Here is a 13,168-nt window from a genome sequence, read left to right as displayed (position 1 = left end):
CCCTGGCGGCCGGTGGTTCCGCGGCGGGCTCCGGGCGGCGGGCACGGAGGCGGCCACGGAACCGGAACCGGCCCCCGCTCCCCGGCAGCCGCCGACGGGCCCGCAGCCGCCGGACGGGGGGCGCGGCGGCCCGGACCGGCACCGTCGCCCGCGCTCGCCGGACCGGCGCCGTCACCCCCGTTCGCCGGACTGAGCCAGCTCCGCGTCGGTCTTGCCGCCGAGCCAGTCCCCCACCAGCCGGCGGGGCCCGGCCCAGCGCCGGTCGTGCCGGTAGGCGCGCAGCATCGCCTTCGCGCGCGCCCGCGGCCGCCGCCGGTAGAACCGCCGGGCCCAGGGGGAAGCCGGCCGGGCCACCCGGACCAGGCCGATCAGCCCGATGAACGGGACGAACACGCTGAACACGGCTGTCTTGACCTTGCCCTTGGTGAGCACGGCCAGCGAGAAGAGGACGTTCGCGCCGACGGTCGCGAGGACGCTTCCCCGGTCCTGCAGCTCCTCCTCGCTCATCCCGTCGACGCCGAACGGCGAGAAGCCCACGAGCAGCAGTCCGCCCAGCGCCGCCGTGAGGACCACGGCCTCCACGCTCTTGCGGCCCGCCTCCGTCCAGTACACGTCGTCCAGGTGCAGGATCAGCGCGAACTCGTCGAGGACCAGGCCCGTGCCGATGCCGAAGACCACCGCGAAGGCGCCCGCCCCGAAGCCGTGCCGACCGCTCGCCACGGAGCCGAATCCGCCCGCGACGGTCAGCACGACGCCCGGCACGACGTGGTGGATGTGCACCCCACCGGAGCTGATGTTGCCGAACGGGCCCTTGCCGGCCCGGATGAGGCGGGTGATGACCCGGGTGATCAGGAAGGTGGCCACGAACGCGGTCAGGGCGAGGAGCAGCGGGAGCTTGCCCGGTTCGACGATGTTGCGCTGCAGCCAGTCGCCCATGCCCCCAGTCTCACGGGGAGCGGGGCGCACTGCCTCGCGGGCGGGGCGTCCGGGCTAGGCGGTGCGCGGCCCGGCCGGGCCGTGTGCGGCCGGGGCCTGCCCGGTGGACGTCCCCGGCACGATCCGCCGGGCGGGCAGGCCATAGTCTGCGGCGGTGTCCACTGTCTCGCCCCCCGCCTCCCCCCTCGACGGCCTGCGCTTCGCCTTCGGCACCCTCACCGTGCTGCCGGTGCGGGTGACCCGCTGGGACCGTCCGGCCGCCCGTGGCGGGATGCTGAGCGCGCCCCTGGTCGGGCTGGTCGTCGGCGGCTGCGCGGCGGGGCTCGGGCTGCTGCTGCTGTGGCTGGGCGCGAGCCCGCTGCTCGCCGCCGTCGCCTCGGCCGCCGGGCCCGCCGTCCTCACCCGGGGACTGCATCTCGACGGGCTGGCCGACACCGCGGACGGTCTGGGCAGCGGCAAGCCCGCCGAGGACGCGCTGCGGATCATGAAGCAGTCGGACATCGGCCCGTTCGGCGTGCTCACGCTCGTGCTGGTGCTGCTCGCCCAGACGGCCGCCCTGGCCCAGGCGTACGGCGATTCCTGGAGGCGGGGCGCGGTCGCCGCCGTCGTCTCGGCGGTCGCCGCGCGGCTGGCGCTCACCCTGGCCGCCCGCACCGGGGTTCCGGCGGCCCGGCCGGAGGGGCTGGGCGCGGCGGTCGCCGGGGTGGTGCCGCTCGCGGGCGCGGCGGCCGTGGCGGCCGCCTGCGTCGCCGTCGCGGCCGTGGGCGGCGGGCTGTCCGGCACGGCCGACGGGGTGCGAGCGGCCGCCTCGGTCGTCCTGGCCCTCGCCGCCGCCGAACTCCTGCTGCGCCACTGCACGCGCCGCTTCGGCGGGGTCACCGGGGACGTGTTCGGCGGGCTGGCGGAGACCGCGGCGACGACCGCGCTGACGGTGCTGGCGCTGGGCGGGTAGGGCGCGTTCCGGCGTCGCGCGGAGGGCTGCCGCGGCGGGCGGGGAACCCGAGGGGTGTGCGCCGGTCACGGTAGTGCGAGGATCGTCCGGCGGAGACGACGCCACCGACAGGGGCGAAGACTCGCGTGCATGAGCGAACGCACAGGCACGCGTACGCTCGTTCCGGGATTCGCCACGCCGGTTCGCCGCGCCGGTGGGACGCACCCCGGACACGACCGCACCCACGACCCTCATCCGGGGTCGGCTGTCGGGCCCGGTCGACCCGTGCTCCGGCCACAGCAACTCCACATCGGAAGCGAGATTTCACCACCGTGACTGCTCTCACTCTCAGCACCGCCGCGGCGCCCGGCCTGCGGGCCGACGCGATCGTGATCGGTGTCGCCAAGGGCGCAAAGGGCCCGATCGTTGCCCCGGGCGCCGAAGCCGTCGACACGGCGTTCGACGGCCGGCTCGCCGGCGTTCTGGAGACCCTCGGGGCCTCCGGCGCCGAGGGCGAGGTGACGAAGCTGCCCGCACCGGCCGGCTTCAAGACGCCGCTCGTGCTCGCGGTGGGGCTCGGCTCCGAGCCCGAGAAGGACGCCGCGTACGAGCCCGAGGCGCTGCGCCGGGCGGCCGGCGCCGCCGCCCGCATCCTCGGCGGCTCCAAGAAGGCCGCCTTCGCGCTGCCCGTGACCGACGCGGGCGACATCGGCGCGATCGGCGAGGGCGTGGTGCTCGGCGCCTACTCCTTCGACGCGTACAAGCAGAACGCGCGCTCGGGCAACGGCGCCAAGGCCAAGAACGCCAAGGCGCCGCTCGCCGAGGCCGCCCTGCTCGGCGGGAAGCCGCGCGACGCCGCCCACAAGGCCGCGCTGCTGCGCGCCGCCGCCGTCGGCGAGGAGCTCAACCGGGCCCGCGACCTGATCAACATGCCGCCGAACGACCTCGACCCGGAGGCGTTCGCCGGCATCGCGCAGGCCGCGGCGAAGGAACACGGCATCAAGGTGCAGGTCCTCGACGAGAAGGCGCTCGCCAAGGGCGGCTACGGCGGCATCCTCGGCGTCGGCGCCGGCTCGGCGGCGGCTCCGCGCCTGGTCAAGCTGTCGTACACGTCCGCCAAGGCGACCAAGCACCTCGCGTTCGTCGGAAAGGGCATCACCTACGACTCGGGCGGCATCTCGCTCAAGCCCGCCGGGCACAACGAGACGATGAAGTGCGACATGAGCGGGGCCGCGGCGGTCTTCGCCGCGGTCGTCGCCGCCGCCCGGCTCGGTCTCGAGGTGAACGTCACCGGCTGGCTGGCGCTCGCCGAGAACATGCCGTCCGGCTCCGCCACCCGCCCGGGTGACGTGCTGCGCATGTACAGCGGCAAGACCGTCGAGGTCCTCAACACCGACGCCGAGGGCCGTTTGGTCCTCGCGGACGCGCTGTGGGCGGCCTCCGCGGAGAAGCCGGACGCGATCGTCGACGTGGCGACCCTGACCGGCGCGATGATGCTGGCGCTCGGCAGCCGCACCTTCGGGATCATGGCGAACGACGACGCGTTCCGCTCGGCGGTGCACGAGGCCGCCGAGGAGGTCGGTGAGCCGGCGTGGCCGATGCCGCTGCCGGAGCACCTGCGCAAGGGCATGGACTCCACCGTCGCGGACCTCGCGAACATGGGCGAGCGGATGGGCGGCGGACTGGTCGCCGGCCTCTTCCTGCGCGAGTTCGTGGGCGAGGGGATCACCTGGGCGCACCTGGACATCGCCGGTCCGGCGTTCAACGAGGGCGGCCCCTTCGGCTACACGCCCAAGGGCGGCACCGGCACCGCCGTGCGGACCCTGGTGCGGCTGGCGGAGCTGACCGCCGCCGGCGATCTGGGCTGACGTTCCTTTTCCGGTGAGCGGGGACTGTGCGCCTGATCACTCGGTCCATCCGTCGTACGGCGGGTGCGGACCGTATGTGGCCCGGTCGCGCAGTTCCCCGCGCCCCTGGAGTACGTCCCCTCCCGTCCGTCACATGTGAGCGTGGGGTGTCTCACACCCCGGCCCCGTGTCTCGTCGGGGTCCGACAAGTGCGAGGATGGGGCTCGGCAGGACAGGGCCCCCACCACAGGGCCGAGACAGAGCGGCCGGACACCAGCCCCCGACCGGTCACTGGAGACCGGCGTGGCGCACATGCATGGAGGACGTGACGTGGCGAACGACGCCAGCACCGTTTTCGACCTAGTGATCCTCGGCGGTGGTAGCGGTGGTTACGCCGCGGCCCTGCGCGGGGCGCAGCTGGGCCTGGACGTCGCCCTGATCGAGAAGGACAAGGTCGGCGGTACCTGCCTGCACCGGGGGTGCATCCCCACCAAGGCCCTGCTGCACGCGGGCGAGATCGCCGACCAGGCCCGCGAGAGCGAGCAGTTCGGCGTCAAGGCCACCTTCGAGGGCATCGACGTCCCCGCCGTCCACAAGTACAAGGACGGCGTCATCTCCGGCCTGTACAAGGGCCTTCAGGGACTCATCGCCTCCCGCAAGGTGACGTACATCGAGGGTGAGGGCCGGCTGTCCTCCCCGACCTCCGTCGACGTGAACGGACAGCGCGTCCAGGGCCGTCACGTGCTCCTGGCGACCGGCTCCGTGCCGAAGTCGCTGCCGGGCCTGGAGATCGACGGCAACCGGATCATCTCCTCCGACCACGCCCTCGTCCTGGACCGCGTGCCGAAGTCCGCGATCATCCTGGGCGGCGGCGTCATCGGCGTCGAGTTCGCCTCGGCGTGGAAGTCCTTCGGCGCCGACGTGACGGTCATCGAGGGCCTCAAGCACCTCGTGCCGGTCGAGGACGAGAACTCCTCGAAGCTGCTCGAGCGCGCGTTCCGCAAGCGCGGCATCAAGTTCAACCTGGGCACCTTCTTCTCGAAGGCCGAGTACACCGCCGACGGCGTCAAGGTCACCCTGGCCGACGGCAAGGAGTTCGAGGCCGAGGTCCTGCTGGTCGCGGTGGGCCGCGGGCCCGTCTCCGCCGGTCTCGGTTACGAGGAGCAGGGCGTCGCGACGGACCGCGGTTACGTCCTGGTCGACGAGTACATGCGCACCAACGTCCCGACCGTCTCCGCCGTCGGCGACCTGGTCCCCACGCTCCAGCTCGCGCACGTCGGCTTCGCCGAGGGCATGCTGGTCGCGGAGCGTCTGGCCGGCCAGAAGGTCGTTCCGATCGACTACGACGGCGTCCCCCGGGTGACGTACTGCCACCCCGAGGTCGCCTCCGTGGGCATCACCGAGGCCAAGGCCAAGGAGATCTACGGCGCGGACAAGGTCGTCGCTCTGAAGTACAACCTCGCGGGCAACGGCAAGAGCAAGATCCTGGGCACCGCGGGCGAGATCAAGCTCGTCCAGGTGAAGGACGGTGCCGTCGTCGGCGTCCACATGGTCGGCGACCGCATGGGCGAGCAGGTCGGCGAAGCCCAGCTGATCTACAACTGGGAGGCGCTGCCCGCCGAGGTCGCGCAGCTCATCCACGCCCACCCGACGCAGAACGAGGCGCTCGGCGAGGCCCACCTGGCCCTGGCGGGCAAGCCGCTGCACTCGCACGACTGACCCTCGGTCGTACCACGTCGAAGCGACGACCCAGACTTCCGCAATCGTTAAGGAGCAACCGAAACCATGGCGGTTTCCGTAACCCTTCCGGCGCTCGGCGAGAGCGTCACCGAGGGCACTGTCACCCGCTGGCTGAAGGCCGAGGGTGAGCGCGTAGAGGCCGACGAGCCCCTGCTCGAGGTGTCGACCGACAAGGTCGACACCGAGATCCCCTCCCCCGCAGCCGGCATCCTGGCCTCCATCAAGGTCGCCGAGGACGAGACGGTCGAGGTCGGCGCCGAGCTGGCCGTCATCGACGACGGCAGCGGTGCGGCTGACGCCAGCCCGCCTGTGGCTGAGGCCACCGAGCCGGCCCCCGAGCCGGCCCCGGCCGTCCAGCCCTCCACCGAGCAGGCGGCTCCCGCCCCGGCTCCCACCGCCGAGGCCGCTTCCGGCGCCGGCTCCGCCGAGGGCACGGACGTCGTCCTGCCCGCGCTCGGCGAGTCCGTCACCGAGGGCACCGTCACCCGCTGGCTGAAGTCGGTCGGCGACTCGGTCGAGGCCGACGAGCCGCTGCTCGAGGTCTCCACCGACAAGGTCGACACCGAGATCCCGGCGCCCACCTCCGGTGTGCTGCTCGAGATCACGGTCGCCGAGGACGAGACCGCCGAGGTCGGCGCCAAGCTGGCCGTCATCGGCGCCCCGGGCGCGGCTCCGGCCGCCGCTCCGGCCCCGGCCGCCCCGGCTCCGGCGCCCGCCGCCGAGGCCCCCGCCCCCGCGGCTCCGGCTCCGGCCCCCGCCGCGCCGGCTCCCGCCCCCGCTCCGGTCGCCGCCGCCCCGGCCCCGGCTGCTCCGGCGCCCGCGCCGGCCGTTCCGGCCCCGGTCACCCCGGCTCCGGCCGCGGCTCCCGCGCAGCCTGCCGACGAGGGCGCCTACGTCACCCCGCTGGTGCGCAAGCTCGCCGCCGAGAACGGCGTCGACCTGGGCGCCGTCAAGGGCACCGGCGTCGGCGGCCGCATCCGCAAGCAGGACGTCATCGCCGCCGCCGAGGCCGCGAAGGCCGCCGCCGCTCCGGCTCCGGCCGCAGCCGCCCCGGCCGCCCCCGCCGCGAAGAAGGCCCCGACGCTCGAGGCCTCCCCGCTGCGCGGCCAGACCGTGAAGATGCCCCGCATCCGCAAGGTCATCGGCGACAACATGGTCAAGGCGCTGCACGAGCAGGCGCAGCTGTCCTCGGTCGTCGAGGTCGACATCACCCGGCTGATGAAGCTCCGCGCGCAGGCGAAGGACTCCTTCGCGGCCCGCGAGGGCGTGAAGCTCTCCCCGATGCCGTTCTTCGTCAAGGCGGCGGCCCAGGCGCTGAAGGCCCACCCGGCCGTCAACGCCCGGATCAACGTGGACGAGGGCACGATCACCTACTTCGACACCGAGAGCATCGGTATCGCGGTGGACTCGGAGAAGGGCCTGATGACCCCGGTCATCAAGCACGCGGGCGACCTGAACATCGCCGGCATCGCCAAGGCCACGGCCGACCTGGCGGGCAAGGTCCGCGCGAACAAGATCACCCCGGACGAGCTGTCCGGCGCGACCTTCACCATCAGCAACACCGGCTCGCGCGGCGCGCTGTTCGACACGATCATCGTGCCGCCGAACCAGGTCGCGATCCTCGGCATCGGCGCGACGGTCAAGCGTCCGGCCGTCATCGAGACGGAGGAGGGCACGGTCATCGGCGTCCGCGACATGACGTACCTGACCCTGTCCTACGACCACCGTCTGGTCGACGGCGCCGACGCGGCCCGTTACCTGACCGCGGTCAAGGCGATCCTCGAGGCCGGCGAGTTCGAGGTCGAGCTCGGACTCTGACCCCCTCGGTCCGGCAGCACAGGCGCCCCCGTCCGGTTTCCCGGGCGGGGGCGCCTTTGTCTCGGTTCCGGGAGGGTGCGCCCGACGGGCTCGCCGACGACGCGCTGCCCGCGGTTCCCGACCGCTGAGCCGGCTCGGGGCCGACCCGCGCGCCGGCCCCGGTCACGCTCGTGTAAGTCTCGTCTCACCTGCGTAAAAGCACCCCCGCGTGCCCTTCTGGAAAGCGCTCACGGCCGTATTGTCTAAACGTCAAACGCCCCCGGGGGCCCGTGGGGCCTCTCCTCAAAGGAGCTCTCATGACCGCGCCCGTCGTCCACTCGCTGCGCGAACAGATCCGCGAGCACATCGTGGAGGGGATCGTCAGCGGGCGCTGGCAGCCGGGCGAGCGGATCGTGGAGCGCCGGATCGCCACCGAGCTGGAGGTCAGCCAGACGCCGGTGCGGGAGGCGCTGCGCGAGCTGGAGTCGCTGCGGCTGATCGAGTCCGCGCCGAACAAGGGCGTGCGGGTGCGCAACCTGACGGCGGCCGACCTGGAGGAGAGCTACCCGGTCCGGGCGGGCCTTGAGGCGATCGCGGCGGAGCTGGCGGCCGGAAGGCTGGCCGAGGACTGCTCGGCGCTCGAACCGCATGTCGCCGCCCTCTACGAGGCCGACCGCGCGTCCGACGGCACCGGCCAGGTGCGGCACACCGTCGGCTTCCACCGCGAGCTGGTGCGGGCGGCCGGGAACTCCGTGCTGCTGCACACCTGGGAGGGCCTCGGCATCGAGGTGTTCACGGCGCTGTCCATCCGCTGGCTGGGGACCGTGCAGCAGTCGTACGCGGAGGAGCACGAGGAGCTGGTGCAGGCGTTCCGGCGGCGGGATCCGCGGATCGCGGAGCTGGTGAAGGCGCACGTCCTCGGGTGCGCTCCCCGCCCGTAGGGCGGGCGTACGACCCGGGCGGGGCCGGCGCACGCCCTCCGGGCGGGGCCTGGCGCAGGGCGGGGATCAGCTGCGTCCAGGGGAGCGTGCACGCGCTCATACGTGGGCTCCGACCTGCGAAAACCGCCGAAATGTACGGCACGCGGTGCCTGCCCGAAAGGCACCGCGTGCCTACTTTCTCGTGATCAAGAGGTTTTCCCCCTCAACCCTTTGATCGATCATCGATCAGCGGGTTATTGTCGCCGACGGGTCTCGCGCGGAGCCGTACAACGACGCCGCATCCGGGCTCCACGCCCTGTCCTGCCAAAGACCTAGGGCACCCCGAACCCTTGCCGATGAGGGAACCCCCTTCGACTGAGGAAGGCGGCGACATGACCGACCCCCAGGCCATCCAGCCCAGTGCGCTCGACCAGCTCCCCGACCGGGACCCGGAGGAGACCGCCGAATGGCAGGCCTCGCTGGACGCGGTCGCCAAGGCGGCCGGGCCGCACCGTGCCGCATACCTGATGCGCCGCACGCTGGAGCGTGCCGAGGGCAACGGCATCGCGCTGCCCAAGCTGCTCGAGACGGACTACGTCAACACCATCCCCACCGCCGCCGAGCCCTCCGCGCCCGGTGACCCGGAGATGGAGCGCAGGATCACCGCGTGGAACCGCTGGAACGCGGCGGCCATGGTCACCCGCGGCAGCAAGCACGGCGTCGGCGGCCACATCGCCACCTTCGCCTCGGCCGCCTGGCTGTACGAGACCGGCTTCAACCACTTCTTCCAGGGCAAGGAGGCCGACGGCTCGGGCGACCAGCTCTACATCCAGGGCCACGCCTCCCCCGGCATCTACGCCCGCGCCTTCCTCGACGGCCGGCTGACCGAGCGGCACCTCGACAACTTCCGCCAGGAATCGGGCGGTGAGGGTCTCCCGTCGTATCCGCACCCCCGCCGGCTGCCCTGGCTGTGGGAGTTCCCGACGGTGTCGATGGGCCTCGGCCCGCTCTCCGCCATCTACCAGGCGCGCTTCAACCGCTATCTCACCAACCGCGGCATCAAGGACGTCTCCGCGTCCCACGTGTGGGCGTTCCTCGGCGACGGCGAGATGGACGAGCCCGAGTCGACGGCGGCGCTCGCACTGGCCTCCCGCGAGGGCCTGGACAACCTGACCTTCGTCATCAACTGCAACCTGCAGCGACTCGACGGCCCGGTCCGCGCCAACTTCAAGATCGTGCAGGAGCTGGAGGCCCAGTTCCGCGGCGCCGGCTGGAACGTGATCAAGTCGCTGTGGGGCTCCGCCTGGGACGAGCTGTTCCAGCTGGACACCACCGGCGCGCTGGTCCGCCGACTGCGCGAGGTACCGGACGCCCAGGTGCAGACGTACCAGACGCGCGGCGCCGCCTACATCCGCGAGGACTTCTTCGGCAAGGACCCGGCGCTCGCCGAGATGGCGAAGCTGCTGAGCGACGACAAGATCCTCGAGTGTTTCCACCTCTCCCGCGGCGGTCACGAGGCGCGCAAGGTGTACGCCGCCTACAAGGCCGCCGTCGAGTTCAAGGGCGCCCCGACGGTCATCCTGGCCCAGACGGTCAAGGGCCACACGCTCGGCGAGGGCTTCGCGTCGAAGAACGCCAACCACCAGATGAAGAAGCTCTCGGTGGACGAGTTCAAGGCGATGCGCGACCTGCTGGAGCTGCCGATCTCCGACGCGCAGTTCGTCGACGGGGTCGTCCCCTACGGGCACCCGGGCGCCGACTCCCCCGAGGTCCGCTACCTCCAGGAGCGCCGCGCGGCCCTCGGCGGCCCCGCCCCGGCCCGCCGTACGCACGCCCTCGCCCCGCTGCCGGCCCCCGCCGACAAGACGTTCTCCTCCTTCGACAAGGGCTCCGGCTCGCAGAGCCTGGCGACGACCATGGCCTTCGTCCGCCTCGTCAAGGACCTGGTCCGCGACAAGGAGACCGGCAAGCGCTGGGTGCCGATCGTCCCCGACGAGGCGCGCACCTTCGGCATGGAGAGCCTGTTCCCGTCACTGGGGATCTACTCCCCCAAGGGCCAGACGTACGAGCCGGTCGACCGCGACCAGCTGATGTACTACAAGGAGGCCGAGAACGGCCAGATCCTCAACGAGGGGATCACCGAGGCCGGTTCGATGGCCGACTTCATCGCCGCATCCAGCGCGTACTCCACGCACGGCGAGGCGATGATCCCGTTCTACATCTTCTACTCGATGTTCGGCTGGCAGCGCACGGCCGACCAGATGTGGCAGCTCGGCGACCAGCTCGGCCGCGGCTTCCTGGTCGGCGCCACCGCGGGCCGGACGACGCTGACGGGCGAGGGCCTGCAGCACGCCGACGGCCACTCCCCGGTCATCGCCGCGACCAACCCGGCCGCCCTCAGCTACGACCCGGCGTTCGCGTACGAGATCGCGACGATCGTCAAGGACGGTCTGCGCCGGATGTACGGCGAGGCCGCCCCGGGCGAGGACCAGGACGTCTTCTACTACCTGACGGTCTACAACGAGCCGATGCCGCAGCCGGCCAAGCCGTCGGCGCCCGGCGTCGACGAGGGCATCCTCAAGGGCCTGTACCGCTTCAACACGGCGGAGTCGGCCGGCGTGCAGGTGGCGGCGGCCAACGCGCCGCGCATCCAGCTGCTGGCCTCGGGCACCGCGATCCACTGGGCCCTGAAGGCGCAGAAGCTGCTCGCCGAGGAGTGGGGCGTGGCCGCCGACGTGTGGTCCGCGACCTCCTGGACCGAGCTGCGCCGCGACGCTCTGGACGCCGACGCGGCCCTGCTGCGCGGCGAGGAGCGCCAGCCGTTCGTGCGCCGGGCGCTGCAGGGCGCCGAGGGCCCGGTCCTCGCGGTCTCCGACTACATGCGCCAGGTCCCCGACCAGATCGCGCAGTGGGTCGAGCAGGACTGGTCGTCGCTGGGCGCGGACGGCTTCGGCCTCTCCGACACCCGTGACGCGGCCCGCCGCCACTTCGGCGTGGACGCCGAGTCGATCGTCGTCGCCGCCCTGGCGCAGCTCGCCCGGCGCGGCGAGGTCAAGGCGGCTTCGGTGAAGGAAGCGCGCGAGCGTTACGGCCTGTAGGTCACGGTTCGACGAAGGGGGGTGCGGCTCCGGCCGTGCCCCCCTTCGCCGTCGGCGGGTCCCGGCATCATGTCCCCATGCGCGCTGCCCGCCTCATCAAGATGGTGCTCCTTCTGCAGTCCCGGCCGACCATGACCGCGTCCGAGCTGGCGCGGGAGCTGGAGGTCTCGGAGCGGACCGTCACCCGGGACGCGCAGGCGCTCTCCGAGGCGGGCGTGCCGGTGTACGCGGAGCGGGGGCGCGCCGGGGGCTACCGGCTGGTCGGCGGGTACCGGACGCGGCTGACGGGGCTCGGGCGCGGCGAGGCCGAAGCGCTGTTCCTGAGCGGGGTGCCGGGGGCGCTGCGGGAGATGGGGTTGGAGGACGTGGCGTCGGCCGCCCGGCTGAAGGTGTCGGCGGCTCTGCTGCCGTCCCTGCGGGACGCGCCGCGCGCGGCGGCGCAGCGGTTCCATCTGGACGCGCCGGCCTGGTTCCGGGAGCCGGAGGCGCCGGCGCTGCTGCCGGTGATCGCGGAGGCGGTGTGGGACGACCGGTGCGTGCGGGCGCGTTACCGGCGCGGGGAGGAAGAGGTCGAGCGGGAGCTGGAGCCGTACGGGCTCGTGCTCAAGGCGGGGGTCTGGTACCTGTGCGCCCGGGTGCCGGAGGGCGACGTGTTCCGGACGTACCGTCTCGACCGTTTCCTGGCGGCCGAGCCTGCGCAGGATCGTTTCCTCCGGGATGAGGAGTTCGATCTGCCGGGTTTCTGGGCCACGCAGGCCGAACGGTTCGCGCGCTCGCTCCTGCGAGCCGAGGTCGTCGTCCGGCTGTCGGAGGCCGGCGTGCGCCGGCTGCCGTACGCCGTCGACCCGGTGGCGGCGCGGGACGCGCTGGCCGACGCCGGGGAACCGGACGGGCGGGGCTGGGCGACGGTCTCCCTGCGGGTCGAGTCGCTGGAGGTGGCGCACACCCAGCTCACGGCGCTGGGACCGGAGGCGGAGGTGCTCGCCCCGGCGGCCCTGCGGGAGTGGTTCGCCGCGGACGCGCTGCGGCTGGCGGCGCGATACGGGTCCCGGGAAAGCTGACACGGCCCGACACGGGCCCCGGAAAGACCGACGCGGCACGACACCCACCCCGCCGAACCCGACGCGGCACGACACCCACCCCGCCGAAACCCGACGCGGCACGACACCCACCCCGCCGAACCCGACGCGGCACGACACGGGACCCGGGGAAGCCGACGCGGCACGACACGGGACCCGGGGAAGCCGACATGGTGCGATACAGACGCCGGGAAGGCTGACGCGGCGCGGAAACGCGGCGGGAATACCGCGCACTCCGGGTGCGTCCCGCATCTCCAGGCACGATGCTGGACGCGTGATGGACGAGACGGAGTTCTGGGAGCTGGTGGACGCCTCCCGCGAGGCCGCCGAGGGCGATCCCGAGGAGCAGGCCGACCAGCTCGTGGAGCGGCTGCTCCGGCTGGACCCGGAGGCCGTGCTCGACTTCGCCCGGCACTTCGAGTCGCGCTACAACCGCGCCTACCGCTGGGACCTGTGGGGCGCCGCCTGGCTGCTGCTCGACGGGGCGAGCGACGACGCCTTCGACTTCTTCCGGTGCTGGCTGATCGGTCAGGGCCGCGAGGTCTTCGAGGGCGCGCTGCACGGCGACCCGGACTCGCTCGCCGACCTGCTGGACGACTTCGACGAGGAGATCGACGGCGACGGCGAGGAGCTCGGCTACGCGGCCGACGAGGCCTACGAGCAGCTCACCGGGATGGTCGCCCCGGATCTGGGCATTGCGCCGGCCGCCGCCGAGCCCGAGGGCGCGCCCGTCGACTTCGAGAACGAGGGGGCGCTGGCCGAGCGGTATCCCCGGCTGTGGCAGCGCTTCAAGGAATGAGCGTCGGCGGGCGGCTGCGTC

Annotated in this window: 9 protein-coding genes; 8 read left to right on the top strand and 1 reads right to left on the bottom strand. The window is 73.0% G+C overall.

Annotated features, from left to right (window positions below; genetic code table 11):
- Positions 1-171: 171 nt before the first annotated feature.
- Positions 172-936, bottom strand: a complete 765-nt coding sequence (locus OHS82_RS30745) for a hypothetical protein (protein ID WP_328435010.1) — start codon at positions 934-936, stop codon at positions 172-174.
- A gap of 154 nt (positions 937-1,090) precedes the next feature.
- Between OHS82_RS30745 and OHS82_RS30740 the strand changes: the two genes are divergently transcribed.
- From OHS82_RS30740 to OHS82_RS30705, 8 genes are all read left to right on the top strand, one after another.
- Complete coding sequence (locus tag OHS82_RS30740) at positions 1,091-1,888, top strand: adenosylcobinamide-GDP ribazoletransferase (RefSeq protein ID WP_328435009.1); 798 nt, start codon at positions 1,091-1,093, stop codon at positions 1,886-1,888.
- A gap of 311 nt (positions 1,889-2,199) precedes the next feature.
- Positions 2,200-3,735 (top strand): leucyl aminopeptidase, encoded by a 1,536-nt coding sequence (locus tag OHS82_RS30735; protein ID WP_328435008.1) that lies wholly within the window; start codon positions 2,200-2,202, stop codon positions 3,733-3,735.
- 309 nt (positions 3,736-4,044) lie between these two features.
- On the top strand, positions 4,045-5,433 hold the full coding sequence (gene lpdA / locus OHS82_RS30730) for a dihydrolipoyl dehydrogenase (RefSeq protein ID WP_057583368.1): 1,389 nt from the start codon (positions 4,045-4,047) through the stop codon (positions 5,431-5,433).
- Between the two features lie 66 nt (positions 5,434-5,499).
- Entirely contained in the window at positions 5,500-7,272 is a 1,773-nt protein-coding gene (gene sucB / locus OHS82_RS30725; protein ID WP_328435007.1) for a 2-oxoglutarate dehydrogenase, E2 component, dihydrolipoamide succinyltransferase, read from the top strand.
- A 296-nt stretch (positions 7,273-7,568) separates the two neighbouring features.
- The gene (locus OHS82_RS30720) at positions 7,569-8,192 is read left to right on the top strand and encodes a GntR family transcriptional regulator (protein WP_057583364.1); all 624 of its coding nucleotides are present in this window, start codon (positions 7,569-7,571) and stop codon (positions 8,190-8,192) included.
- Positions 8,193-8,563: 371 nt separating this feature from the next.
- Positions 8,564-11,269, top strand: a complete 2,706-nt coding sequence (gene aceE / locus OHS82_RS30715) for a pyruvate dehydrogenase (acetyl-transferring), homodimeric type (protein ID WP_057583362.1) — start codon at positions 8,564-8,566, stop codon at positions 11,267-11,269.
- Positions 11,270-11,346: 77 nt separating this feature from the next.
- Positions 11,347-12,330, top strand: coding sequence for a helix-turn-helix transcriptional regulator (locus tag OHS82_RS30710; RefSeq protein WP_057583473.1), 984 nt, complete (start codon positions 11,347-11,349; stop codon positions 12,328-12,330).
- 295 nt (positions 12,331-12,625) lie between these two features.
- Positions 12,626-13,147 (top strand): DUF4240 domain-containing protein, encoded by a 522-nt coding sequence (locus OHS82_RS30705; protein WP_057583360.1) that lies wholly within the window; start codon positions 12,626-12,628, stop codon positions 13,145-13,147.
- Positions 13,148-13,168 lie beyond the last annotated feature (21 nt).

It is taken from the genome of Streptomyces sp. NBC_00425 (assembly GCF_036030735.1).
In the GTDB taxonomy this organism is placed as follows: domain Bacteria; phylum Actinomycetota; class Actinomycetes; order Streptomycetales; family Streptomycetaceae; genus Streptomyces.
Note: the sequence above shows the minus strand (reverse complement) of the source record. Positions and strands in the feature narration are given on the sequence as shown.

Bases quoted from the DNA above. Each gene is read 5' to 3' on its own strand.
- OHS82_RS30720 (WP_057583364.1), top strand. From the start codon at position 7,569: ATGACCGCGCCCGTCGTCCACTCGCTGCGCGAACAGATCCGCGAGCAC.
- aceE (WP_057583362.1), top strand. From the start codon at position 8,564: ATGACCGACCCCCAGGCCATCCAGCCCAGTGCGCTCGACCAGCTCCCC.
- OHS82_RS30745 (WP_328435010.1), bottom strand. From the start codon at position 936: ATGGGCGACTGGCTGCAGCGCAACATCGTCGAACCGGGCAAGCTCCCG.
- sucB (WP_328435007.1), top strand. From the start codon at position 5,500: ATGGCGGTTTCCGTAACCCTTCCGGCGCTCGGCGAGAGCGTCACCGAG.
- OHS82_RS30710 (WP_057583473.1), top strand. From the start codon at position 11,347: ATGCGCGCTGCCCGCCTCATCAAGATGGTGCTCCTTCTGCAGTCCCGG.
- OHS82_RS30705 (WP_057583360.1), top strand. From the start codon at position 12,626: ATGGACGAGACGGAGTTCTGGGAGCTGGTGGACGCCTCCCGCGAGGCC.